20 protein-coding genes and 3 pseudogenes are annotated in these 23686 nt (G+C 70.9%); 14 read left to right on the forward strand and 9 right to left on the reverse strand.

The genetic code is table 11. The features are described 5' to 3' along the window. Positions 1-76: 76 nt before the first annotated feature. The gene (locus MOV08_RS17745; RefSeq protein WP_275308050.1) at positions 77-3082 is read right to left on the reverse strand and encodes an FAD-binding and (Fe-S)-binding domain-containing protein; all 3006 of its coding nucleotides are present in this window, start codon (positions 3080-3082) and stop codon (positions 77-79) included. 242 nt (positions 3083-3324) lie between these two features. On the opposite strand from MOV08_RS17745, the gene MOV08_RS17750 reads away from it, so the two are divergent. Continuing rightward, complete coding sequence (locus MOV08_RS17750) at positions 3325-3525, forward strand: hypothetical protein (RefSeq protein ID WP_275308051.1); 201 nt, start codon at positions 3325-3327, stop codon at positions 3523-3525. Between the two features lie 41 nt (positions 3526-3566). On the opposite strand, the gene MOV08_RS17755 is transcribed toward MOV08_RS17750, so the two are convergent. Continuing rightward, complete coding sequence (locus MOV08_RS17755) at positions 3567-5030, reverse strand: FAD-binding oxidoreductase (protein WP_275308052.1); 1464 nt, start codon at positions 5028-5030, stop codon at positions 3567-3569. 78 nt (positions 5031-5108) lie between these two features. Between MOV08_RS17755 and MOV08_RS17760 the strand changes: the two genes are divergently transcribed. From MOV08_RS17760 to MOV08_RS17770, 3 genes are all read left to right on the forward strand, one after another. Further along, positions 5109-6155, forward strand: a complete 1047-nt coding sequence (locus MOV08_RS17760) for a helix-turn-helix transcriptional regulator (protein ID WP_275308053.1) — start codon at positions 5109-5111, stop codon at positions 6153-6155. 116 nt (positions 6156-6271) lie between these two features. Next, on the forward strand, positions 6272-7390 hold the full coding sequence (gene serC, locus MOV08_RS17765; RefSeq protein WP_275308055.1) for a phosphoserine transaminase: 1119 nt from the start codon (positions 6272-6274) through the stop codon (positions 7388-7390). A 211-nt stretch (positions 7391-7601) separates the two neighbouring features. Next, positions 7602-8018, forward strand: a complete 417-nt coding sequence (locus MOV08_RS17770) for a PPOX class F420-dependent oxidoreductase (protein WP_039633716.1) — start codon at positions 7602-7604, stop codon at positions 8016-8018. A gap of 15 nt (positions 8019-8033) precedes the next feature. Here the strand turns inward: MOV08_RS17770 and MOV08_RS17775 are convergent, their stop codons facing one another. Beyond that, a complete protein-coding gene (locus MOV08_RS17775) occupies positions 8034-9026 on the reverse strand; it encodes a TolB-like translocation protein (RefSeq protein ID WP_420834178.1) in 993 nt (330 codons plus the stop codon). A gap of 149 nt (positions 9027-9175) precedes the next feature. Between MOV08_RS17775 and MOV08_RS17780 the strand changes: the two genes are divergently transcribed. From MOV08_RS17780 to MOV08_RS17790, 3 genes and pseudogenes are all read left to right on the forward strand, one after another. Further along, positions 9176-9856, forward strand: coding sequence for a GDSL-type esterase/lipase family protein (locus MOV08_RS17780; RefSeq protein ID WP_039633717.1), 681 nt, complete (start codon positions 9176-9178; stop codon positions 9854-9856). A gap of 42 nt (positions 9857-9898) precedes the next feature. Then, positions 9899-10051: pseudogene (locus tag MOV08_RS17785) on the forward strand (aldo/keto reductase); the annotation flags it as partial. Positions 10052-10220: 169 nt separating this feature from the next. Next, positions 10221-11699, forward strand: a complete 1479-nt coding sequence (locus MOV08_RS17790) for an ATP-dependent nuclease (protein ID WP_275308065.1) — start codon at positions 10221-10223, stop codon at positions 11697-11699. Positions 11700-11784: 85 nt separating this feature from the next. Here the strand turns inward: MOV08_RS17790 and MOV08_RS17795 are convergent, their stop codons facing one another. Continuing rightward, positions 11785-12774 carry an aldo/keto reductase gene (locus tag MOV08_RS17795; protein WP_275308067.1) on the reverse strand — a complete coding sequence of 330 codons (990 nt, stop codon included), beginning with the start codon at positions 12772-12774 and terminating at the stop codon, positions 11785-11787. Between the two features lie 169 nt (positions 12775-12943). On the opposite strand from MOV08_RS17795, the pseudogene MOV08_RS17800 reads away from it, so the two are divergent. From MOV08_RS17800 to MOV08_RS44400, 4 genes and pseudogenes are all read left to right on the forward strand, one after another. Continuing rightward, positions 12944-13146, forward strand: a pseudogene (locus MOV08_RS17800) (hypothetical protein). Further along, positions 13130-13654, forward strand: coding sequence for a DUF6879 family protein (locus tag MOV08_RS17805; protein ID WP_275308068.1), 525 nt, complete (start codon positions 13130-13132; stop codon positions 13652-13654). The pseudogene MOV08_RS17800 and the gene MOV08_RS17805 overlap by 17 nt, the downstream one beginning before the upstream one ends. Further along, on the forward strand, positions 13651-14484 hold the full coding sequence (locus MOV08_RS17810; RefSeq protein WP_275308070.1) for a helix-turn-helix domain-containing protein: 834 nt from the start codon (positions 13651-13653) through the stop codon (positions 14482-14484). Before MOV08_RS17805 ends, MOV08_RS17810 begins: the two co-directional genes overlap by 4 nt. 306 nt (positions 14485-14790) lie before the next feature. Continuing rightward, positions 14791-14928, forward strand: a complete 138-nt coding sequence (locus MOV08_RS44400; protein WP_476718409.1) for a DUF7848 domain-containing protein — start codon at positions 14791-14793, stop codon at positions 14926-14928. A gap of 885 nt (positions 14929-15813) precedes the next feature. Here the strand turns inward: MOV08_RS44400 and MOV08_RS17815 are convergent. Further along, on the reverse strand, positions 15814-17463 hold the full coding sequence (locus MOV08_RS17815) for a recombinase family protein (protein ID WP_275308071.1): 1650 nt from the start codon (positions 17461-17463) through the stop codon (positions 15814-15816). Positions 17464-17537: 74 nt separating this feature from the next. Between MOV08_RS17815 and MOV08_RS17820 the strand changes: the two are divergent. Further along, positions 17538-18401: pseudogene (locus MOV08_RS17820) on the forward strand (aldo/keto reductase); the annotation flags it as partial. 198 nt (positions 18402-18599) lie between these two features. Here the strand turns inward: MOV08_RS17820 and thpR are convergent. From thpR to MOV08_RS17835, 3 genes are read right to left on the reverse strand one after another with little or no spacing between them, the layout of a single operon-like run. Then, on the reverse strand, positions 18600-19166 hold the full coding sequence (gene thpR, locus MOV08_RS17825; protein WP_275308073.1) for an RNA 2',3'-cyclic phosphodiesterase: 567 nt from the start codon (positions 19164-19166) through the stop codon (positions 18600-18602). A gap of 59 nt (positions 19167-19225) precedes the next feature. Then, positions 19226-20671 (reverse strand): MFS transporter, encoded by a 1446-nt coding sequence (locus MOV08_RS17830; protein WP_039633721.1) that lies wholly within the window; start codon positions 20669-20671, stop codon positions 19226-19228. Positions 20672-20699: 28 nt separating this feature from the next. After that, complete coding sequence (locus tag MOV08_RS17835) at positions 20700-21137, reverse strand: MarR family winged helix-turn-helix transcriptional regulator (protein WP_039633724.1); 438 nt, start codon at positions 21135-21137, stop codon at positions 20700-20702. A gap of 141 nt (positions 21138-21278) precedes the next feature. On the opposite strand from MOV08_RS17835, the gene MOV08_RS17840 reads away from it, so the two are divergent. Continuing rightward, on the forward strand, positions 21279-21479 hold the full coding sequence (locus MOV08_RS17840; protein WP_073445776.1) for a hypothetical protein: 201 nt from the start codon (positions 21279-21281) through the stop codon (positions 21477-21479). 67 nt (positions 21480-21546) lie between these two features. Here the strand turns inward: MOV08_RS17840 and MOV08_RS17845 are convergent, their stop codons facing one another. Beyond that, a complete protein-coding gene (locus MOV08_RS17845) occupies positions 21547-23019 on the reverse strand; it encodes an NCS2 family permease (RefSeq protein ID WP_039633728.1) in 1473 nt (490 codons plus the stop codon). A gap of 322 nt (positions 23020-23341) precedes the next feature. Between MOV08_RS17845 and MOV08_RS17850 the strand changes: the two genes are divergently transcribed. Continuing rightward, the gene (locus tag MOV08_RS17850) at positions 23342-23605 is read left to right on the forward strand and encodes a DUF2530 domain-containing protein (RefSeq protein WP_039633730.1); all 264 of its coding nucleotides are present in this window, start codon (positions 23342-23344) and stop codon (positions 23603-23605) included. The last annotated feature ends 81 nt before the right edge of the window (positions 23606-23686 follow it).

Here is a 23686-nt window from a genome sequence, read left to right on the forward strand (position 1 = left end):
GTGACGGAGCGGAGAGCAAGCCGGCCGAGCCGGTGAACCACGTTCCAGTGAAGAGACAACCCCTCCACCCCTGCGGTCAGCCGGACTCCGGTCCCTCCCCCAGGGCCTCCGCCAGCACCTCCGCCAGGTGTCGTCCGCGGCGCTCGCCCAGTTGGGCGAGTTGGGTCCGGCAGGAGAAGCCGTCGGCGAGGATCTCGGTGTGCGGGGGCGCCTCGCGCACGGCCGGGAGGAGTTGGTCCTCGGCGCAGGCGACGGAGACGTCGTAGTGGCCGCGTTCGAAGCCGAAGTTGCCGGCCAGGCCGCAGCAGCCGCCGCTCAAGTCGCCGGTCAGGCCGGCGCGTTCGCGGAGTCGGCGGTCGGCGGCGTCACCGAGGACCGCGTGCTGGTGGCAGTGGGTCTGGCCGGCGACGGGGCGGTCGAGGCGGGGCGGGGTCCAGTCGGGGGCCAGTTCCTCCAGGACCTCGGCGAAGGTGCGGACGGAGGCGGCGAGCCGGGCGGCCCGGGGGTCGTCAAAGAGCAGTTCCGGCAGGTCCGTGCGGAGCGCCGCGGCGCAGCTCGGTTCGAGGACGACCAGGGGGCGGTCGGGGCGCACCAGGGGGCCGAGCACCTCGACCGTGCGGCGCATGACGGCCCTGGCCTGGGTGAGCTGGCCGGTGGAGACATAGGTCAGGCCGCAGCACAGGCCGGGGCGGTGGAGGCGGGGCAGCGGGAACGACGGGCGCTTCGCCGGGGGCGCGGTGGGCGGGAGCAGGGGCCGCAGCCCGGCGGCCTCCAGGACGCGGACGGCGGCCCGGCCCACCTCCGGGGACAGGTGGTCGGTGAAGGTGTCGGGCCACAGGACGACCGTCCGGCCGCCCGTCGGCGCGCCCCCGGCGGCGCGCCGGCGCCACCACCAGCGCCGGAACGTCTCCCCCGCCAGCGCCGGGATCTCCCGCTCCGGCGCGATCCCGGCGAGCCGCTTGGCGACCGCGGCGAGCGGGGTGCGGGCGAGGGCGTTGAGGAGCGGCGCCGCGGGGGCGGCGGCGCGCAGCCACTGCGGCAGGCGGCCCATGGCGTAGTGGGCGGCGGGGCGGATCCGGCCCGCGTAGTGGTGGTGCAGGAACTCCGCCTTGTAGGTGGCCATGTCGACCCCCACGGGGCAGTCGCTGCGGCAGCCCTTGCAGGAGAGGCAGAGGTCGAGGGCGTCGCGCACCTCCGGGGAGCGCCAGCCGTCGGTGATCACCTCGCCGGCGAGCATCTCGTGCAGCAGCCGGGCGCGCCCGCGGGTGGAGTGCCGCTCCTCGCCGGTGGCGCGGTACGACGGGCACATGACGTCGGACGATCCCGAACCGAGCTTTTCGGTACGGCACTTGGCGACGCCGACGCAGCGGCGGACGGCGGCCGGGAAGTCGCCGTGATCGTGCGGGTAGCCGAACTCCACCGGGACCGGGCCCTTCGGCAGCGGGGCGAAGCGGAGGTTGTCGTCGAGGCGGGCGGGGCGGACCAGCATGCCGGGGTTGAGGCCCCCGGCCGGGTCCCAGAGGTCCTTGAACGCGCCGAAGAGGCCGACCAGTTCGTCGCCGTACATCGCGGGGAGGAGTTCGGCGCGGGCCTGGCCGTCGCCGTGCTCGCCGGAGAGCGATCCGCCGTGCGCCACCACCAGGGCGGCCAGGTCGGTGGAGAAGCCCCGGAAGCGGCGGACGCCGGGCGGGGTGAGCAGGTCGAAGTCGATCCGGACGTGGATGCAGCCGTCGCCGAAGTGGCCGTAGGGGGTGCCGCGCAGGCCGTGCTGGGCGAGCAGGGCGCGGAAGTCCCGCAGATACGGGCCGAGTCGGGCGGGCGGGACGGCGCAGTCCTCCCAGCCGGGCCATGCCTCCGTGCCGTCGGGCATCCGGGTCGCGGTGCCGGAGGCGTCCTCGCGGATCCGCCACAGGGCGCGCTGGCCGGCCGGGTCGGCGACGAGTGCGTGGCCGGTGGCGCCGTCCGCGGTCGCGGCACGGCACAGCGCCTCGGCGCGGGCGGCGGCCTCGGCGCGGCTCGCCCCGCCCATCTCGACGAACAGCCAGGCGCCGCCGTCGGGCAGCCCGGCGGCGCCCTTGCCGACGAGGTCGGCGGCCATCCCCTCGACGGTCAGCGGGCGATGCGGGAGGAGGGTGTGCGCGGCCTCGGCGGCGGCGCTCTCGTCGGGGTAGGCCAGGACGGCCAGAGCGCGGGCCGCGGGGGTCTCGACGAGCCGGACGGCGGCCTCGGTGACGACGCCGAGGGTGCCCTCGCTGCCGGTGAGGGCGCGGGCCAGGTCGGTGCCCGCCTCGGGGAGCAGCGCGTCCAGTGCGTAGCCGGAGATGCGGCGCGGGAGGCCGGTGGGATAGCCGGTGCGCAGCAGCGCCAACTCCCGCCCCACCAGGGCCTGGACGCCGTCGCGCAGACGGGGCGGGAGGCCGGTGGGGCGGCCCTCGGGGTCGGTGCCGCGGCCGGCCCGGACCGCCTCGCCGCCGTAGGTGAGCAGGTCCAGGGCGTGGACGTTGTCGGCGGTGGTGCCCCAGGCGACGGAGTGCGAGCCGCAGGAGTTGTTGCCGATCATGCCGCCGAGGGTGCAGCGGCTGTGGGTGGAGGGGTCGGGGCCGAAGGTCAGCCCGTGCGGGGCGGCGGCGGCCCGGAGGTCGTCGAGGACGACGCCGGGCTGTACGACGGCCGTGCGGGCCTCGGGGTCCAGCGCCACGATCCGGCGCATGTGGCGGGTGAAGTCCAGGACGACGCCGGTGCCGGTGGCCTGCCCGGCGATGCTGGTGCCGCCGCCGCGCGGCACCACCGGGACGCCGCGCTCCCGGCAGACCCGCAGGGCCGCGGCGACGTCCTCGGCGTCCCGGGGCGCGACCACCGCGTCCGGGACCCGCCGGTAGTTGGACGCGTCCATCGTCATCAGCGCCCGGTCCCCGGCGGTGGCCGAGACCTCGCCCCGCACCGCCGCGGCCAGTGCGCGCGCCAGGTCCGCCCGGGCCGCCGCCGCCCGGTCGGTGGCCCGCCCGCGCCGGCCGCCGGTGCCCGATCCGCTCGTATCCGATCCGTCGCCGTTCCGCTTGTCCGTCTCCGTGCGATCAGCCATGACTCCAGAGTGCCCGGAAAGGGCGGGGGTCGATCAAGGGCTGTGGACAACTGCATCGCCGCCCCTAGGGCGCTTCTGACGGATCTCCGTGGAAGAAGGAGCGGCGCCTGGTGCGTCCGATCGCAAGGCGCCGGGATGTCTTCATAGCGGAGCTATGGGGACATGTCGGCAACGCCGCGAGCGGGCGTGCCAGGCGCCGCGACGCCGCGGAGATCCGTCAGAAGCGCCCTAGCATGGAACGCATGAGCGACGACGCATCCGGTGGCACGTCCCACCACACGGTCCACCACAGCTCCCACCACTCGTCGGACGACGGCTCCGCCTGGCAGCCGCACCGGTCGTCCGGCGGTGCGTCGTCGCTGGACACGCTGCGCCGCGCGGCCCGGTGGGAGACGCTCGCCATCCTCGTGGCGCTGATCGTCCTGGCCGCGATCTTCAGCTGACCGGGCGCGCGCCGGCCGACATCAGGGGGCGGCGTACCGTCTCACACCTCGTACGGGTGGAAGCGGAAGACGTTCTCCGGGTCGTGGGCGGCCTTGAGGTCCGCCAGCCGGGCCCGGGCCGCCGCGCCGTGGGTGCTGCGGGCCACCTCCGCGGCGTCCGCCCGCCCCTGCTGCTCGCCGAGGAGGAAGTTGACGTTCCGGCCGAGCCGCCAGGGCTCCACGGCCGCCATCACCTCGGCGTGCACCTTCCGGACGGTCGCCAGGTCGCCCTCGGGGTCGGCGTCGCCCAGCGGGGACAGCACCCGTAGCGCGAACCGGGCGTCCCGGTGGCCGACCGCACCGGCGCCGGCGCCGCCCGTCGGGCCGGTCGCGAGCGCGCCGCCCAGGTGGTTCAGCTGCGTCACCACCATCACCGGCGCGGCCGGCCCTGCCAGCGCCGCCACCCGGTGCAGCGCCGCCGCGTCCAACCCGTCGAGCAGCACGTTGTCGCCGTTGTAGGCGTGCGGGTCGCTGGGGTCGCGGTGGATGGTGTGGGACTCCTCGTAGGGCATCTCGCGCAGGTCGTCGCCGGCCGTCGGGCCGACCGCGCGCAGCGGCGCCACCAGGCGCTCGCCCTCCTCGGCGCCGGCGGTGAACGCGATCCGGATCTGGAGGAGGTGGCGTCCGCGCAGCGCGGCCGGCAGCTGCGGCAGGTCGGGGTAGACGATCAGGCCGAGCGAGGAGGTCAGGGTGTCCGGCACGGTCCCGGTCCAGCGCAGGTACGCGGTCAGCGCGTCGTCGATCTGCTCGGCGCCGAAGACGAGTTGCCCCCCGTAGAGCCGCGCCACCGGCACCAGCCCGAACTCCATGCCGGTGACCACCCCGAGGCCGTGCCCACCGCCGAGCAGCCCCCAGAAGAGGTCGGGGTCGCGGTCGGCGGTCACCCGTACCCGGCGGGCGTCGGCGGTGACCAGGTCGACGGCCCGGACGTGGTCGGCGGCGAACCCGTAGGTGCGGGCCAGCACCCCGACGCCGCCCCCGAGGGTGTACGAGACCACGCCGACGCCGGGCGAGGAGCCGTTGAGCGGGGCGAGCCCGTGCGGGGCGGCGGCCTCGACGACCTGGCCCCAGACGGCGCCCGCGGCGACCTGGGCGGTGGCCGTCGCGGGGTCCACGGTGACGTCGGTCATCCGTCGGGTGCTGATCAGCAGTCCGCCGTCGGTGGCGGCGGAGAGGCCGTGCCCGGTGGCCTGGACGGCGACCGGCAGGCGCCGGGCGCGGGCGAAGGCGACCGCGGCGGCCACGTCGGCGGCGTCGGTCGCGCCGACGATGACGGCGGGGCGGTGCCGGTGGCCGGCCTGGAAGCCGGACCGCTCGGCGTCGTAGCCCTCGTCGCCGGGGCGGAACACGGGGCCGGCGACCCGCCGCGCGAGGTCCGCCACGGCGTCCGGGGCGGGCGGGGTGAACGGGGCGGGCGAGCCGGTCGGGTTGAGCGGGGCGGTGGCGAGTGCGTCGGTCGTCGTCATGCGCCGCACTCTCGGGCAATAACGTGACACCTACCGTCATATTTAGAACGCGGCCGAGGAGCGGGATATAAACCGGGGGTGAAGGCCGACCGACTGCTCTCGATCCTGCTGCTGCTCCAGACCCGCGGCCGGGTCCCGGCGAGCGAACTGGCCGCACGCCTGGAGGTCTCCACCCGCACCGTCTACCGGGACGTCGAGGCGCTGTCGGCGTCCGGAGTGCCGGTCTACGCCGAGCGCGGCCGGCACGGCGGGATCGCGCTGCTGCCCGGCTTTCGGACCGACGTCACGGGGCTGACCGCCGACGAGGCCCGGGCGCTGTTCATCCTGGCCACGCAGGGCGCGCACCAGGCGCTCGGCCTGGACGCGGCGCTCGGCTCAGCGCTGCGCAAGGTGATGGCGGCGCTGCCGGCCCCGCACCGCCCGGCCGCCGAACTGACCGGCCGCCGGATCCTGGTGGACCCCGACCGCTGGCTCGGCGGGCCCCGCCCGGCGGCGGACCTGGACGAGTTGCAGACCGCCGTCTTCACCGACCAGCGGCTGCGGATCCGCTACCGGCACGGCGGCGAGACCCGGTTGCGCACGTACACCGTCGATCCCTACGGGCTGGTCGCCAAGGCCGGGACCTGGTACCTGGTCGCCGACCGGCGCGGCCGGCCGCAGCTGTTCCGGGCCGACCGGGTGGCGTCCGCGACCGTCACCGACGCGCCGGTGCGGCGGCGGCCGGGCGCCGAACTGGCCGAGGTCTGGGCGCAGTTGCGACGCCAGGTGGAGGAGCGGCCGGCGCCGGTCCGGGTGACCGCCCGGATCCGCCGGGAGCGGCTGGATCTCGCGGTGCGGATCCTCGGCAGCGCCCTGACCGGGCCGCCTCGGACGGCGGACGGGGAGTACGGGACGGACAGGGAGTACGAGGCGGACAGGGAGTACGAGGCGGACGGGGCGGACGTCGCGGACGGGGCCGGGGACGGCTGGGCGGTCCTGGAGCTCGGCTACCCGGTGCTCCCCGCCGTCCGCCAACTGCTCCAGTTCGGCGACTCCCTGGAGGTGCTGGACCCGCCCGAGGCCCGCCGGGTGCTGGCCGACGCCGCGGCGGCACTCGGGGACCTCTACGCGACGGACCGCCCGTAGCCGGCGGTGACCGCCGGTGCGGCCCCGGCCACGCCACGCGTCCACACTCCGACCGTCCGTCATCTCACCGGCTGGACGCTCCGCCGGGTCCCCGCACGACCCCTTAGGCTGCCCCCGTGGCTGATATCGAGATCCCCGCTGACCTCAAGCCCGCCGACGGACGCTTCGGCGCGGGCCCCTCCAAGGTGCGTACGGAGGCGCTCGACGCGCTGGCCGCCACCGGTACTTCCCTGCTCGGCACCTCGCACCGCCAGGCCCCGGTCAAGAACCTGGTCGGCAAGGTGCGGCAGGGCGTGCGCGACCTCTTCCAGCTCCCCGAGGGCTACGAGGTCATCCTCGGCAACGGCGGCTCCACCGCCTTCTGGGACGTCGCGACGCACGGTCTGATCGAGAACAAGTCGCAGCACCTCTCGTTCGGCGAGTTCTCCTCGAAGTTCGCCAAGGCCGCCAAGCTGGCGCCGTGGCTGGCCGAGCCCACCGTCATCTCCTCCGACCCGGGCACCCACCCGGAGCCGGTCGCCGAGGCCGGCGTGGACGTCTACGCCTTCACCCACAACGAGACCTCGACCGGTGTCGCGGCCCCGATCCGACGGGTGGCCGGCGCCGACGAGGGCGCCCTGGTGCTGGTCGACGCGACCTCCGGCGCCGGCGGCCTCCCGGTGGACATCACCGAGACCGACGTCTACTACTTCGCGCCGCAGAAGTCCTTCGCCTCCGACGGCGGCCTCTGGCTCGGCGTCTTCTCCCCGGCGGCCCTGGAGCGCGCCCGCGCCGTCCACGCGTCCGGCCGCCACGTCCCGGAGTTCTTCTCGCTCCCCACGGCGATCGACAACTCCCTGAAGAACCAGACGTACAACACCCCGTCCCTCGCCACCCTCTTCCTGCTCAACGAGCAGTTGGAGTGGATCAACGGCCAGGGCGGTCTGGACTGGGCGGTCGGCCGCACCGCCGCCTCCTCGCGCACCCTCTACGGCTGGGCCGAGGACTCCAAGCACGCCACCCCGTTCGTCACCGACCCGGCCAAGCGCTCGCAGGTCATCGGCACGATCGACTTCAGCGACGACATCGACGCGGCGGCCATCGCCAAGGCGCTGCGCGCCAACGGCATCGTCGACACCGAGCCGTACCGCAAGCTCGGCCGCAACCAGCTGCGGGTCGCGATGTTCCCGGCGATCGACCCGGCGGACGTCGAGGCGCTGACGGCCTGCATCGACTACGTGGTCGGCCGGCTCTGACGGCACCACCGGCACCGACGCGGAAGGGCCCCGGCACGGCGCACAGCGCCCGACCGGGGCCCTTCCGCATGCTGGGGCCCTTCCGCATGCCGGGGCCCACAGCCGACCGCACCCCCGAACGGGCGCATCGCCACCGGCCGCCGCACCGGACGCAGCGCGCCGAGGCGTAACGCGACGCGACGAAACGGTCCGGATGTGTCTCCATGGAGGCATGCGGACCTCTCCCAGCCCCGGCCTCGCCCCCTTCGAAGACCAGGGGACGATCCTGCTGACCACGTACAAGAAGGACGGCACCGGCGTCGACACCCCGGTCAACTTCGCGGTGGACGGCGACCACGCCTACTTCCGCACCTTCGGCAGCGCCTGGAAGGTCAGGCGGATGCGGAACTTCCCCGAGGTGGAGTTCTGCGCCTCGACCTGGCGCGGCAGGCCCACCGGTCCCACCGTCCGGGCCCGGGCCCGGCTGCTGGACCCGGCCACCCGTGAATACCGGCGCGCGGAACGGTCGTTGACGCGCAAGTACCCGCTGATCCACGGGCTGGTGGTGCCGCTCGTGCACCGGCTGCGGCGGGAGCCGACGCTCCACTACGAGCTGCGGCTGATCGACGAGGAACCGCCGTCGGCGTAGCCGGGGCGGGCGGCCCTAACGGCGCCGCCGCAGCAGGCTCCGGATCGCCAGCACCAGCGCGGTCGCGCCCGCCAGCACCAGCGCGCCCTTGCCGTAACTGGGCGCCGTACCGCCGGCCCGGTCCCCCGGGCGGCCGGCCGTCGCGCCCCCGCCGGACGCGTCGTCCTGCGGCGCGTCGTCGTCCCGCCGGGCCGCGTCGGGGAGTTGTTCGCCGCTGAGCGCCACCGGCTCGACCTGGCTGTCGCACCCCTCCGACCCGTACATCAGCGTCCGCCCGTCGGGGGTGAAGCTCACCGACTCGCCCTGCCGCTGGAGCGGCACCGACACCCCGCCGAGGTCCTGCGGGCGGCCGTCCCGCCAGCGGTACATCCGCGCCCCGAAGTAGCCGCGCAGCACCAGCCGGGTGCCGTCCGGGGAGAACGCGCCGTCGGTCACCCACAGGTCGATCGGGGCGACCTTGCGGAAGGTGTTGCCGCCGGAGGCGGACAGGTGGGCCGGCCCCTCGTAGAGCGCGGCCCCGCCGCCCTGCTTCTTGCTGACCAGGTAGACCCGGCCGGTCCGCGGATGCACCATCAGCGCCTCGGCGTCCCGCGGCCCGTCCGCGTACCGGACGGTGAACTGCTCGGCGGTGACGGTGGCGTCGCGCAGCTGCGCCGGCTCGGGGAAGCGGTAGATCCAGACGTGGTCCCAGCTGCCGCCGAGGTTGTCGCCGATGTCGCCGACGTAGATCCGGCCGTCCGGGCCGACCGAGACGGCCTCGACGTCGCGGGGCGTGCCGATGCCGCGCAGGGTGATCGTGGCGACCGTGCGGCCGGTGGCGGCGTCGACGGCGTAGACGTAGGGGCCGTCGTCGCTGTCGTTGTGGGTCCAGTAAACGCCCGGGTGGGCGCGGCTGGCGGCCAGGCCGCTGGACTCGGTGATCCGCGGGTCGTTGAGGGTGAAGCCGGCCGGGTCGGCGGCGGCCGGCCCGCCGGCCGCTGTCAGCAGCGCCAGCGCCGCGGCGGCCACCCCCGCCGCGTACGGGAGCGGACGTCCGGGACACCTGGGGCGACGCACGGCGGCACACATGGGGCACAGCCTCCCATGGCACCCGGCGGCCGGGGTGGCGTGGCCAGCGTCACGTACCCGGCGGTAGCGTTCTCGGCCATCATTGCCGGATGAGGATCATGTGCGTCGGGGACTCGATGACGATCGGCAGCTCCGGCGACTTCACGTGGCGCTACCGGATGTGGCAGCACCTCAACGCGACCTACCCCGGCCCGTACCAGCTCGTCGGACCGCGCGACACCCTGTACGACCCCGCCACCGACGCCGCGGACTCGGTCGCCTACGCCGACCCGGCCTTCCCCGCGAAGGCTCGGCGCCACCTCGCCGGCTGGGGCGAGGGCTGGCTGCACATGGCGCCGCTGATCGAGGACGAGGTCCGCGCGCACCGGGCCGACACCCTGCTGGTCTCGCTGGGGCTGATCGACCTCGGGTTCTACACCGACCCGGAGCAGACCGCGGAGAACGTGCGGCGCTTCGTGGCCGGGGCGCGGGCCGCCCGACCGCACGTCCGGGCGGTGCTGATGCCGGTCATACCCAACGTACGGGCGCTGGTGGACGCGGACTTCGGCGCCCAGTGCACGCGCTTCAACGAGCTGCTGGCGAAGGCGGTGGCCGACCTCTCCACACCGGGCTCGCCGCTGCTGCTGGCCTCCGAGCCGGCGGACTGGCGGATCGACGGGTCCACCTACGACGGCACCCACCCGTCGGCGCCGGGCGAGCACCTGCTGGCCGGGGCGTTCGCCGACGCGATGCACCAGGCGTGGGAGATCGGCGGCCCGTACCTCCACTGAACCCTTGCTTCGAGCGGACTCCAACGGCTTGGCTGGACGACCATGGAGTACACGCAGCTGGGACGCACCGGACTCAAGGTCAGCCGCATCGTCCTCGGGACGATGAACTTCGGGCCGCAGACCGACGAGACCGACAGCCACCGCATCATGGACGCCGCGCTGGACGCGGGCATCAACTTCTTCGACACGGCCAACCAGGCAGTTTGAGGCCATCGCCGAGTACCTCGCAGGCGGGGGTGCCTACTTGAGGACCGCACAGCTCGTAGCCCAAGTCTTCAGACCCTAGGCCCCAACGAGTGGACAGCCTAGGGTGAGGCGCCAGGCCTATGAGGTGCCATCGGGGACCAAGCCTTGAGGGGGCTAGATGGGTAACACGCGAATTTCGACCACCGTTTCTCCGCTTACTAGCGACTGGAACACGGATCGGTACTCTGAAAAAGGATGGCCTCAATTCCTCGATTCCGTCACAATAGCCGGGCTTCGCGGCTGGGCGGGGGAAACGGTCGAATTTCGATTCCCGGTAACGGCTATCGCCGGGGAAAACGGGGCTGGCAAGAGTACAATCTTAAAGGCTGCCGCCGCCGCGTATCGCGCTCCGGATAATCGTCCTGAAATGCGCACGTTCTACCCGGACGACTTCTTCCCCAATACGCCATGGGAGCGCGTGGAGAGGGTTAGCCTTCTGTATCAGTTTCATCTTGGCGTGTCCAGCACTGCATTGAACCTCCGGAAGCCGAGCAAGCGGTGGCGCGGCATGCCTGAGAGGGTTGGGCGCCCCGTATTTTTCCTCGACATTAGTCGCATTCAGCCGATCGACACTCTGATCGGATATGGAAAGATAGCGAAGCAGTCGACCTTCCGTGGAGACGAGACGGAATTCTCTGAAGCCGACAGGAATACCCTGGCGAGGATTATGAACAAGTCGTACACTGCCGGCAAGATGGCGACGTACGAGCAGAAGCAGATCGGAATTCTCTCGACGACTGAGGGGGAGTACTCTAATTTTCATCAGGGTGCCGGCGAGGATGCCACGACGGATCTTGTAACGCTGCTGCGCGCGGCACCACGCAACTCACTCGTGATCATCGATGAGATCGAGTCGTCGCTCCATCCCAGAGCGCAGCGCCGCTTGATGGCAGAACTGTTCTCCATTGCGCATAGTCAGAGAATTCAGTTCATACTGTCCACGCATTCGCCGTACGTACTGGAGCAGTTGCCGGCTGAAGCGAGGGTCTATATTCAACTGGAACGCGGTGGCACCCGGGATGTGATCTACGGTGTTACGCCGGATTTCGCTATGTCTCTGATGGATGATGTGGATCATGCTGAGCTGACTCTTTACTGCGAGGACAGGGAGGCGGCAGTCATGATTGACGCTCTGCTGTCCATCGAGCGCCCCGAGATTCGGAGGCGCATTTCTGTCACCCCTGTGGGACCGGCCAGTACGGTGAAAACGCTGGGGCACCTCTCTTATGATGACAAGCTTCCCGGAAAATCGATCGGCGTACTCGATGGCGATCAAAATCCTGCGGCTGGATGCGTGAAGATGCCGGGAAACTCTGCGCCCGAACGAGAAGTGTTTGAGAACTCAGACGAAGACTACTGGGATGTCGTTGCGCAAAGACTGGGAGTCCGAACCGGTGACCTGCTAGACGCAGTCGAAGATGCCAGGCGACTTGAGAATCACCATGCATGGTCGCGCCGGATTGCCGAGAATCTCGGCCCCCGCGTTCGAGCGGATCGAGTTTGGGAGGATGCGGCATCTGTGTGGGCGCAGCAAGTCGTGAATAGTGCGGATCGAACACGGTTTGCGGAGTGCATTCTTAGCCGTCTTGGTGACTGATTCGGTCGCCTTGCATATTTAAGTTGGGGTGTTACTGCCGTGGCCGGCCGGAGGTCCACGGCAGTATCTCCCTCCCTCTACCTGGTCACCAGGCGAAGGCCTCCGGCGAAGGTCCCGGGCCCGGGAAGATCTCGTCGAGCGCGGTGAGGACCTCCTCGCTCAGCTCAAGGTCCAGGGCGCGCAGCGCGCCCGCCAGCTGGTCCGGCGTGCGGGGGCCGACGATCGGGCCGGTCACGCCGGGGCGGGTGAGGAGCCAGGCGAGGCCGACCTCGCCGGGGGCGAGGCCGTGCTTGTCGAGCAGGTCCTCGTACGCCTGGAGGCGCGCACGGACCGCCGGGTCGGCGAGGGTCTCCGCCGCGCGGCCCTCGGTGCGGCGCTTGCCCTCGGTCTCTTTCTTGAGGACGCCACCGAGGAGGCCGCCGTGGAGCGGCGACCAGGGGATGACCCCGAGGCCGTACTCCTGGGCCGCCGGGATCACCTCCATCTCGGCGCGCCGCTCGAAGAGGTTGTAGATGCACTGCTCGCTGACGAGGCCGACGGAGCCGCGCCGGGCGGCTGTCTCGTTAGCCTGGGCGATCTTGTAGCCGGGGAAGTTGGAGGAGCCGGCGTAGAGGATCTTGCCCTGCTGGATCAGGACGTCGACGGCCTGCCAGATCTCCTCGAAGGGGGTCGAGCGGTCGACGTGGTGGAACTGGTAGAGGTCGATGTAGTCCGTGCCGAGGCGCTTCAGGCTGGCCTCGACCGCGCGGCGGATGTTCAGCGCTGACAGCTTGTCGTGGTTGGGCCAGGACTCGCCGTCGGGAGCCATGTTCCCGTAGACCTTGGTGGCGAGGACGGTCTTGTCGCGGCGGCCGTCGCCCTTGGCGAACCAGGAGCCGATGATCTCTTCCGTACGGCCCTTGTTCTCACCCCACCCATACACATTGGCCGTGTCCACGAAGTTCAGACCTGCGTCGAGCGCGGCATCCAGGATGCCGTGACTTGTCGTTTCGTCTGTCTGCGGGCCGAAGTTCATCGTGCCGAGGACGAGTCGGCTGACCTTGAGTCCGGTGCGTCCGAGCTGGGTGTACTTCATGAGGCACAAGCCAACTGCTTCGAGCCCACTCCAAGCAAGAGCCGACCGCTCCGCCGCCCATTTATGCGACAACGTGCATGAGTCACGTCCGTGCATGGACGGCCGCGAGCGGCCCCCGTACGGTCGCCCTAGGCGGCCCGACTGGGCCGACAAGTCAAGGGAGTTCCGCATGGCACGCGAAGAACTGACTCGGCTCACGGGTAACGGCACACGTGTGGAGAGGACGACTGCCCGAACGTCTACCGCACCGCTTCCGGCTCCATCGTGATTCAGGGCGACGTGTCCGACGCCTTCACGCCCCCGCAGGGCGAGGGGCTCGTGGAGATCCCCGAGAGCGTGCTTCGGGAGGCCGTTCGTGCTCTTGGATGGTGACGAGTGGCGGGCGGTGCTCCGGGGCTTTCAGTCGGAAGCATGGCGACTGGAGACCCTGCCTCAGTACCTCGTACCGCAGGAAGTGGAAGAGCTCGAAACCTTCCGGGCGGGCAAGCGCGTCGACCCGGACACCTACTCGTCCGCCTACACGGAAGACCTGAAGCGACTGCGAGGCGAGGGGAAGAGTAAGGGGCGCGTGCACGTTCTGACGCGACCGCTCTCCGAGTACCTGCGCTTCGAGTTCTCCCGGTACTACGCCCCGCACGTGCTCGCCGGGGAGGACATCCGCATCCTTGACGTGACCGAGCGGGACAACCCATTGCCGGACGTCGAGGACTTCTGGATGTTCGACCGCTCGACGGTCGTCCTGATGCGTTACGAGGGGGGCGGCACGCAGATCAGCCGGGAGCTGTACGAGGGCGACCCTGCGCCGTTCATCGAGTGGCAGCGCATCGCCGTTGCCGAGTCGGTTCCCTTCGTGGAGTACGCGGAGCGCGTGGCGGAGTGACGTTCGAAGCTGAGCAGCTTGGCGAGTCCGGTGCCGAACTCGCCTCGCTACTTCGGGACTTGCGCAAGCGAGCCGGCCTCTCGGGGGACCGGCTCGCTGCGCGCTGCAACATGTCCCAGTCGAAGGTGTCGCGCATCGAGAACGGCCAGACGCGGCCGTCCCTGGTCGACGTCGAGCAGATCCTGCGAGCGCTGGACGCTCCGCCGTCCCTGGTCGCGGAGGTCTCCGCCCTCGCCAGGATGGCGAACACCGAGTGGCGAAACTTCCGAGAGCTTCGGCGTAAGGGGCTCGGTACGAGACAGGCCGAGCTGAAGTCACTGGAAGCATCCTCCACGCAGATGCGGTACTTCCTGCTCTCGATGGTCACCGGGCTGCTTGCGACACCGGAGTACGTACGGGCGAGCCTGGCTCACTCGACGGCCGACACGAGCAAGGCGGTGGCGGGGAAGCTGGGCCGGCAAGCCGTCCTCTACGAAGCCTCGAAGCGGTTCACGTTCGTCCTGACCGAGCAGGCGGTTCGCTGGCCGGTCGTCTCCCCTCTGGCACTGGCCGAGCAGATGGACCGGCTGGCGTCCCTGTCCTACCTCCCGAACGTTCAGATCGGGGTGATCCCTGTCGGGACACCGACGCCCCGAACCCCTCTGAGCACGTTCACCGTCTACGACACCGCGTTGGTCACCATCGAGACGACGACGGGAAGTCTCGTACTCCGCGACGGCCGAGACGTTCAGGCGTATCTCAAGGAGTTCGCGGGGTACGAGGAGCACGCCCTCTTCGGCGAAGACCTCCGGGCGCGGCTCGCCGAGTGGTCCGCTGCCTGCCGTGCATGACTTCAGTCGACTACGCGACTGAAGCGCCATCCCGTGCGCACCCCCGGGGACCATCCTTCGGCAGGCGAACAATCGGGAGGTCGCACGGATGAGTACACCGAAGACAACGATGGCGGAACCGGTACACCTGACGGCTCCGGCCAGGGAGCCGGACCCTTCGGCCGGTTGCGGCGAGTGCCTCGGTATCGCTGTGGCCCGGACCAACGCGCGCTCGGTCGGGGACTACTCGAAGGTGACAGACGCGAACGTCGTGCTCCGCACACACCTGCGGGATGACCACGGGGCCGAGTGATGGTGCGCTCCGTCATGCGGTACGTGCGGCACAGGATCACGCGGCACCCGGACACGGACGTGACCTTCGAGGCGGAGTGCCTGCACTGCGAGTGGAAGGCGGTGCCGTCGACGGACAGTGAGGCGGTCGACGTCGAGTGCATGTCTCTATAGGCCCCCTTCGGGGCCGCTTCGTCTCTGCGTCTTCGGACTGCGCGGCCGTAGGCCGCCCCTGCCGCTTACCCCTTCGCCGCTGCCCTTTGCGAAGTGGGGGCGCTGACGCGCCCCTCCTTCGCCTTGCCGCTGCACGTAGGCACGCACGCCGTCTTCCTCTGTCGGCCCCGGAGGGGGCCGCGCTGGACTTACCCCGAACAGACAAGAGAGGACGCGAACGTTTCCGCAGCTCAAGGCGTGCAGCGGCACACGCCAGACGTGCTCTGACCACACGCGGGGCGTGCGGTCCTGGTGAAGACGGCAAGGTACGGGAGCACCCTTGGCCTTCTGGAACAGGTGAGGCGGAAGCACCAGGCATGCCGCCCCGGAGTGGGGCGACACGAGGTGTAGATCCTTGGCCCGCGATATCGCGTTGCGTGTGCTCTGGTCGGAGAGCCGGTTGCCGTCCTTGCCGAGCAGTGTCGCGAGGCGACCCGGTTCGAAGGCCGCGTGTCCCTGCCTGTCGGCCCAGCCGATGGCAGCGAAGTGGATGCGGTAGGCGAGCAGGTGTCCGGGGTGCTGCGCCATGCGCCGGTACTCGCGCTGGGAGACTCCGCCCCACGGGCGGTCATGGCCGAAGCTGATAGCCACAGGCTGTGGCCCCTTTGCTGTGTGGCGCACACGGGTGCGCCAATGACCCCCGCCGGACGGCGGGACATGTGCCTCCCTTTCTTCGCGGGGGTGGACCGTGCACGGATGGCGCGGTCTCTTCACAGGTGGACGCCCGGGCTTGCGGCCCGGACTCGGTCTCTTGCGGTCGGGAGTGACGGCGACGACCTGCCAGGAATCCTACAGAGTGAAGGGGGCCCGGGGCGGGGCCCTCTTTCCTGTACATAGGCGAGGCGGTCAGCTTTCGCTGTGGACCGCCGCCAGGTCGCGCACGCGGCGCTTGAAGTCCATCGGGATGAGGATCTGCACGCGTCCCTTCCCTTCCTGCCACATGCCGTCATGCCCGTCCGGAGCCATGGCCTGTGCGGCGGTCATGGGCGGGATCTTCTCGGCGTGGATGACCGCCTTGATTCCAGCGGCTCTGAGTTCCTTGCCCTTCTCGTGCTGGGTCGACAGCTTCGACCAGCGTTCCCGATATGTTTCGCCCGTCGGGATCTCTTCCCACGTGTCCGGGCGGGTGGGCTGAGCCATGAGCTGCTCGCGCCTGGCGTCCAACCGCTTGTATGTCTCCCGGTACTCCTGTTTCCCCAGCTCGCTGGAGTAGAGACCGGCTTCGCGGTCCTCTCGAAGCTCGGTCAGAGCGCGGTTCACCTCCTCGATGTCCCGCTTGAAGTCGACGCCCGGACGGAAGACCTTCCGCACGATCTCGACATCGCCGGCCGCACGCAGGAAGACCTCCTCGACGGCTCCCTCCAGCACGTGAGCCGCAATGCCCTTGCTGCCCGTAGGGCACGGCTTGTGCGTGGTCCGGGACGCACAACGGTAGTACGGCCAGCTCCGCCCCGGGCCGAGGTACGCGGGCTCACCGCAGGTGCAGAACGCGACCCTGAGAAGAGGGGAGCCGCCCTTCCGGTTGCCGTTGCGCTTGCTGGTGTTCTCGTCCAGCTTCTTGTTCGCCAGCTCCCACTCGTCCTGAGTGATCAGCGGCTCAGCACGCTGGAGAGGGCGCCCCTCCGTGTCACGGACGAGGCGGGTTCGCTTCGTCTTCCGGCCGTCGATGACGACTTCCTCCGTCACCTCCATCTGACCGAGAACGTTCAGGGAGCGCACAACCTTGGCCGTGTTCGCGGCGGTCCACCGACCGCCCTTCGGGGACTTGCCGTTCCTGATCAGCTGGGCATCCAGCGATGTCGGAGTCTTGGTCGGGTCCTCGTTGAGCCACTGGGCGATGCTGTTCGCCGACTCGCCCTCGATGAGTCGGCGGACGATCTCGCGCAGCGTCCCGGCGGTGTCCGTTCCGTAGTCGTCCAGGACCAGCCGCCAGCCGTCACCGGTGTCCTGCTTCTCCGCCCGGTAGCCGTACGGGATACGGCCGCCACGCCAGCGCCCCTCCTTCACCAGGTGGTTGTACGAGGACTTCGCCCTGGCCTTGATGGCTTCGAGCTCCCCTTCTGCGAAGGAGGCGATCAGGCTGAACAGCAGCTTGCCCATCTGCGTGTTCAGGTTGATCCCGTCCTCCACGGTGGCGACCTCCTTGCCGTGCTTCTCGCACCATTCCACGAGCGTGTGCACGTGGAGCACACGCCGTGAGAGGCGGTCCAGCTTCAGCGCGCAGATGATGTCGTATTCGTCGGCACGGGACTCCTCCAGTGCGATCCGGTGCTCGATCGAGCTGACCTCCTTGCCGATGGTGGACGGCAGCCACTTGCCGAACTCCAGGCGCTTCCACGGCTCGACACCGCCGGAGACGTCGATGTCCTCGACCCATCCGACGACGACGTGCCCTTCCTGGTCGGCCCATCGTTGAATCGATCGGCGCTGACGCTCCGGCGATGTGGTCTCGTCCGACACCTTCGACAGGCGGACGACTCCCAGGACTCTTGCCACTTGCTCTCCCCATCCCCTGTGGTGCTTGGAGACTGACGCTAGGGCCCCGGCGGGCAAGGCGTCAAAGTGGATTGTTCGACACTGCCAACGCCTACGGCTGGGGCGCCGAGAAGGGCCGCACGGAGGAGATCATCGGCTCGTGGTTCGCCCGCGGCGGCGGGCGGCGGGAGAAGACCGTGCTGGCCACCAAGGTGTACGGCAACATGGGGCCGGACGGCGAGCGGGTCTGGCCCAACGACGACAAGCTCTCCGCGCTCAACATCCGCCGGGCGGTGGACGCCAGCCTGAAGCGGCTGGGCACCGACCACATCGACCTCTACCAGTTCCACCACGTCGACCGGAACACGCCCTGGGACGAGATCTGGCAGGCCATCGACGTCCTCGTCCAGCAGGGGAAGATCCTCTACGCGGGCTCCTCCAACCACGCCGGCTGGCACCTCGCACAGGCCAACGAGGCCGCCGCGCGCCGGGGTTCGTACGGCCTGGTCAGCGAGCAGTGCCTGTACAACCTCGCCGAGCGGCGGGCCGAGATGGAGGTCATCCCGGCCGCCCGGGGCTACGGGCTGGGCGTGATCCCCTGGTCGCCGCTGCACGGCGGGCTGCTGGGCGGCGTGCTCCGCAAGGAGCGGGAGGGCACCGGGGCGGCCCGCTCGGCCTCCGGCCGGTCCGCGAACGCGCTGGCCGACTCGGCGATCCGGGCGCGGATCCAGTCCTACGAGGACCTGGTCGACAAGCACGGCCTGGCGCCGGGCGAGGTGGCGCTGGCGTGGCTGCTCACCCGGCCCGGGGTGACCGGCCCGATCGTCGGTCCGCGCACCGCCGACCAGCTCGCCTCCGCACTGCGCGCGGTGGAGCTGGAGCTGCCGGCGGAGCTGCTGGCGGGCCTGGACGAGGTCTTCCCCGGACCGGGGCCGTCGCCGGAGGCGTTCGCCTGGTGAGCCGGGTGGGCCTGGTGAGCCGGGTGGGTCGGGCGGGCGGGGTCAGCGCAGGGCCGCCGCCACGACGACGACGATCAGCAGCACGGCGAGCAGCCCGGACATGATCCGGTTACGGGTCTTGGGATCCACCCTTTGAGCGTAACCGGGGCGGAACCCGGCGCCGCACCGGCCCGGGCGGGTGCGGCGCCCGGGCCCGGCTCAGCGCCCCAGCGGCCAGCGCGCGACCGGCTCGTAGTGCGGCTGGGCGCCCGGCACCCCGGGCGCCGGCGGGTGGCTGCGCATCAGGGCGATCTCCTCGACCGTCCAGGGGCTGCCGGCGAACTCGGACAGGGCCGTGGCGTACGGGACGAGGTCCAGTCGACCGGTGCGGTTCCGGGCGAGGGTCAGGTGCGGGGTGTACGGGCGGTGCTCGCCCATCCGCAGGCCGATCCGGCGGCCGGCGGCCTCGGCGGCGTCCGCGAGGTGCCGCATGGCGGGCCGGTCGCCGTCCGCCCCGGCCCACACCACCCGGTCGCCGAACCGGCCGCCGCCGGCGATCCGCAGCTCGTAGGGGGCGTGCCGGTGGGCGGCGCGGGCCAGCCGCTCGTGCAGCTCGGGCAGGGCTTCCTCGGGCACCTCGCCGTAGAAGGCGAGGGTGAAGTGCCAGCCGTCGTGCCCGGTCCAGCGCAGCCGTTCGGCGCCCGGCAGCTTCTTCAACTGCCCCACTTCCGTGGCCAGTTGACCGAGCGAGCGGGCCGGGGGCAGCACGGCGGCGAAGAGTCTCATGGGGCCAGTGTTGCCCCCGGACCGCCGCCGTGCCCGGCGAACCCCGGGTCGGGTCCGACCTAGGCCGCCGCCGTCAGTTTCTTCTCCGGTGCCTCGTCGGGCGCCCCGGTGGCGCGCATCCGCGGGACGAACGCCACGTGCTGGTGTCCGCGCCGCAGGTCGATCTTGAGCCGCAGTCCGCCGGACCGGGCCAGGAACAGGCCGACCAGGGCCGCGGCCGCCATGGAGACCACCCCGCCGGCGAGGAAGCCGACGCGGGGGCCGTAGGTGTCGGTGACCCAGCCGACCAGCGGCGCACCCAGCGGCGTGCCGCCCATGAAGACCATCATGAACAGGCTCATCACCCGGCCGCGCATCGCCGGGTCGGTGGCCATCTGGACGCTGGAGTTGGCGGTGACGTTGATCGTCAGGCCGACCATGCCGATCGGGGCGAGCAGCGCCGCGAAGACCCAGAAGCCCGGCGCCAGCGCGGCCACGCACTCCAGCAGGCCGAAGACCAGTGCGGCGCCGACCAGCATCCGCAGCCGGGAGCCGGACCGGCGGGCCGCGAGCAGCGCGCCGATCAGCGAACCGGCCGCCATCAGGCCGTTGAACAGCGCGTACGTACCGGCGCCGGCGTGGAAGACCTTGTAGGTGAAGGCGGTCAGCCAGATCGGGAAGTTGAAGCCGAAGGTCCCGATGAAGCCGACCAGGACGATGGGCCAGATCAGTTCGGGGTGCTGGCGGACGTAGGCCAGGCCCTCCCGCAGCTGCCCCTTGCTGCGCGGGACCCGGTCCACCTTGTGGAGTTCGGCGGTGCGCATCATCAGCAGGCCGGTGAGCGGGGCGAGGAACGACAGGCCGTTGAAGAGGAAGGCCCAGCCGCTGCCGAAGGCGGTGATCAGGACGCCGGCGACGGCCGGCCCGATCAGCCGGGCGGACTGGAAGTTGGCGGAGTTCAGGCTGACCGCGTTGCGCAGGTCGCGCTGGCCGACCATCTCGGAGACGAACGCCTGCCGGGCCGGGTTGTCGACGACGGTGACCAGGCCGAGGAGGAAGGCGCCGGCGTAGACGTGCCAGACCTGCACCTGGCCGCTGAGGGTGAGGCCGGCCAGTGCCAGGCCGGTCAGGCCCATCGCGGACTGGGTGCACAGCAGCAGCTTGCGCTTGGCGAAGCGGTCGGTGAGGACGCCGCCGTAGAGGCCGAAGAGGAGCATCGGCAGGAACTGGAGCGCGGTGGTGATGCCGACCGCGCCGGACGAGCCGGTGAGGCTGAGCACCAGCCAGTCCTGGGCGATGCGCTGCATCCAGGTGCCGGTGTTGGAGACCACCTGACCGGTGGCGAAGAGGCGGTAGTTGCGTATGCGGAGGGAGCTGAACATGCCCGTGCGCGGTGTGGCGGCGTGGCCGGTGGCGACACCGGGGGCCTCGGTGGGGCCCGGGGTGGTCGCGGTCGCGTCGTCGGTGACCGTGTCGTTGTGGGAGTTCGGTGCGGGTGCGGAGGGTGCTCCGTTTCCCGTACTCAAAGTGGGTTCGCCTCCTTAAGTCTGGGGTCTACAGCTGCGCGAGTTTCTCCAGTACGGGCGCGGCGTCCCGCAGCTTGGCCCACTCGTCCTCGTCCAGCCCGGAGGCCAGTTCGGCGAGCCAGGCGTTGCGCTTGCGGCGGCTCTCCTCGAGCATCGCCTCGGCCTGTTCGGTCTGGGTGACCACCTTCTGCCGGCGGTCGTCGGGGTGCGCCTCCAGCCGGACCAGTCCCTTGGCCTCCAGCATCGCCACGATCCGGGTCATCGACGGCGGCTGGACGTGCTCCTTGCGAGCCAGCTCGCCGGGGGTGGCGCGACCGCACCGGGCGAGGGTGCCGAGCACCGACATCTCGGTCGGGCTCAGCGACTCGTCGACCCGCTGGTGTTTCAGACGGCGCGACAGCCGCATCACGGCGGACCGCAGCGCGTTCACGGCATCAACGTCGACGCCGTTGGACAGTTCCGGCATAGTCTTTAGCATAGCTCATTAGCCTTTCTAAGGAAAGCGGCGGTCCGGGGTCCTCCGGGGAGCACCCCGGTATCACCCGTATGAGTGAGGACGTCGCGGAAAGCGACACACCTGACCGCGCCGTGCAGGGACCGTGTCGGTATGGGATCGAGAGTGCTCAGCCTGCGCGTGGACGGGGAGCTGCTGGAGCGCCTTGGGCAGCACGCCGCAAAACGCGGAATGAGCGTCCAGGACTATGTCGTCCGGACGCTCATCCGCGAGGACTTCGATGAACGGTTGTCGAGCTCGGTCGACGCGACCGAGCAGCTGCACGGCTGGGGGCCGGCGCCCGGACCCTCGTAAGGGGTCCGCCCGCCCGTCGCCCGACCTCCACCCCCAGGAGACGGCGCTGCGCGCCGGCCCCCCCTGTCTACTTCACCCCGAGCACCTGCTCGATCGGGTTGAGCAGGAAGTAGACCAGGAAGCAGAGCCCGACCGCGTTCAGCAGCCACGGGATCTCCTTGACGCGGCCGGTGGCCGCCCGCAGCAGGATGAAGGCCAGCACCCCGATGCCGATGCCGTTGGTGATGCTGTAGGTGAACGGCATCGTGGCGATGGTCAGGAACGCCGGGATCGCGACGGTGAAGTCGCTCCAGTCGATGCCCCGGACGTTCGAGGCCATGATCAGGAAGCCGACGACCAGCAGCGCGGGCGTGGCGGCCTGCGAGGGGACGACCGTCGCCAGCGGCGTGAAGATCAGCGCGAGCAGGAACAGGCCGCCGGTGACCAGGTTGGCCAGGCCCGTGCGGGCGCCCTCGCCGACGCCGGCGGTGGACTCCACGAAGCAGGTGTTGGCCGAGGCCGAGCCGAAGCCGCCGCCGGCGACCGCGATGCCGTCCACCATCAGGATCCGGCCCATGTTCGGCAGGTTGCCGGTCTCGTTGTCCAGCAGCCCGGCCTCCTCGCCGACGCCGATGATGGTGCCCATCGCGTCGAAGAAGCCGGACAGCAGAACGGTGAACACGAACAGGCAGCCGGTCAGCACGCCGACTTCCCTGAAGCCGCCGAACAGGCTGATGTGCCCGATCAACCCGAAGTCGGGCGCGCCGACGATCTTGTCCGGGACGTTCGGGACGGCCAGCCCCCAGGACGCGTCCGGGATGTTCGCCACCGCGTTGATGATGATCGCGACGACGGCCATGGTGACCATCCCGATCAGGATCGCGCCCTTGGTCTTGCGCACGGTCAGCACGAACATCAGCGCCAGGCCGAGCACGAAGACCAGCACCGGCCAGCCCTTGAGCTGACCGCCCTGGCCCAGGCTGAGCGGGACGGTGGTGTGCGCGGCGTCCGGGTTGCGGCTGACGAAGCCCGCGTCGACCAGGCCGACCAGCGAGATGAACAGGCCGATGCCGATCGCGATGGCCCGCCGCAGCCCGCCCGGGATGGCGTCCATGACCCGCTGCCGGAGACCGGAGGCCACCAGGATCATCAGCACCAGGCCGGCGAGCACCACCATGCCCATCGCGTCCGGCCAGCTCATCTTGGGCGCGAGCTGGAGCGAGACCACGGCGTTGATGCCCAGGCCGGCGGCGATGGCGATCGGGACGTTGCCCATCAGGCCCATCAGGATCGTGCCCAGACCGGCCATCAGGGCGGTGGCGGTGACCAGCTGACCGTTGTCCAGGTGGTGGCCGTATTTGTCGACGCCGGCACCGAGGATGATCGGGTTCAGCACGACGATGTAGGCCATCGCGAAGAACGTGGCCAGTCCGCCGCGCAGTTCGCGGCCGACCGTCGACCCCCGCTCGGAGATCTTGAAGAAGCGGTCGAGGCCGTTCTTGGGCGGCTGGGGGCCAGGACTCTTCAGGGCGTCGACCGGCGTGGTGGTCGAGGGCGACATGCGGGACCTCAGTCGTACGGGCCGGGGCAGGCGCGGGATCTCGGGATCGCGCTCGGTGGATCAGGATCCGGCCATGATCCACCGGGTGCGCCCGAGGCCGGGACACGCACAGGCGGCGGGAGAGCAACCAATGAACTGGAACAGTCTGAAGGGATCAGATTGGAGGAAGCAACGATCCGAACCAGTCAGTTCCGGAAAGGTTCAGTATGAATAAACAATTCGTTGATCGCTATCTCCGCGCGTAGACCCTTCTGGGACCGCGGGATCGGCCTCGGGGGCGGGCCCGGATCGACACCGCCCCCGGCCCCGTAAGCTGAGCCCCATGTGGAAGAAGTCCGAACTGCGCGCGGCCCCGGCGCCCCTCGAAGGTCCCGTCGTCGGCACGATCACCGGCGGCACCATCATCTGGTTCGTGCTCTTCCTCGCCCAGCTGCCCTTCTACGGCTGGTACGCCGACCACGACCGCACCTGGCTCGTGTGGACCTGCCTGGCCGGCGGCGGGCTCGGCCTGCTGGGCATCTGGTACGTGCGCAAGCGGGACGCCGCGATCAAGCGGGCGGCGGCCGCGGCGACCGACGCCTCCTGACGCACCCCCGCGCCTTCTGACGCACCCCCACACCTCCCCCGGGCCGCGGCCGGACGCCGTCCGCCCGCCCAGGGTTGCCGC

Source organism: Streptomyces yunnanensis (genome assembly GCF_029011865.1).
GTDB classification, from domain to species: Bacteria; Actinomycetota; Actinomycetes; order Streptomycetales; family Streptomycetaceae; genus Streptomyces; species Streptomyces yunnanensis.

Bases quoted from the DNA above. Each gene is read 5' to 3' on its own strand.
- MOV08_RS17850 (WP_039633730.1), top strand. From the start codon at position 23,342: ATGTGGAAGAAGTCCGAACTGCGCGCGGCCCCGGCGCCCCTCGAAGGT.
- MOV08_RS17790 (WP_275308065.1), top strand. From the start codon at position 10,221: ATGGGTAACACGCGAATTTCGACCACCGTTTCTCCGCTTACTAGCGAC.
- MOV08_RS17780 (WP_039633717.1), top strand. From the start codon at position 9,176: ATGAGGATCATGTGCGTCGGGGACTCGATGACGATCGGCAGCTCCGGC.
- thpR (WP_275308073.1), bottom strand. From the start codon at position 19,166: ATGAGACTCTTCGCCGCCGTGCTGCCCCCGGCCCGCTCGCTCGGTCAA.
- MOV08_RS44400 (WP_476718409.1), top strand. From the start codon at position 14,791: ATGCGGTACGTGCGGCACAGGATCACGCGGCACCCGGACACGGACGTG.
- MOV08_RS17755 (WP_275308052.1), bottom strand. From the start codon at position 5,030: ATGACGACGACCGACGCACTCGCCACCGCCCCGCTCAACCCGACCGGC.
- MOV08_RS17845 (WP_039633728.1), bottom strand. From the start codon at position 23,019: ATGTCGCCCTCGACCACCACGCCGGTCGACGCCCTGAAGAGTCCTGGC.
- MOV08_RS17750 (WP_275308051.1), top strand. From the start codon at position 3,325: ATGAGCGACGACGCATCCGGTGGCACGTCCCACCACACGGTCCACCAC.
- MOV08_RS17840 (WP_073445776.1), top strand. From the start codon at position 21,279: ATGGGATCGAGAGTGCTCAGCCTGCGCGTGGACGGGGAGCTGCTGGAG.
- MOV08_RS17770 (WP_039633716.1), top strand. From the start codon at position 7,602: ATGCGGACCTCTCCCAGCCCCGGCCTCGCCCCCTTCGAAGACCAGGGG.
- MOV08_RS17835 (WP_039633724.1), bottom strand. From the start codon at position 21,137: ATGCCGGAACTGTCCAACGGCGTCGACGTTGATGCCGTGAACGCGCTG.
- MOV08_RS17795 (WP_275308067.1), bottom strand. From the start codon at position 12,774: ATGAAGTACACCCAGCTCGGACGCACCGGACTCAAGGTCAGCCGACTC.
- MOV08_RS17745 (WP_275308050.1), bottom strand. From the start codon at position 3,082: ATGGCTGATCGCACGGAGACGGACAAGCGGAACGGCGACGGATCGGAT.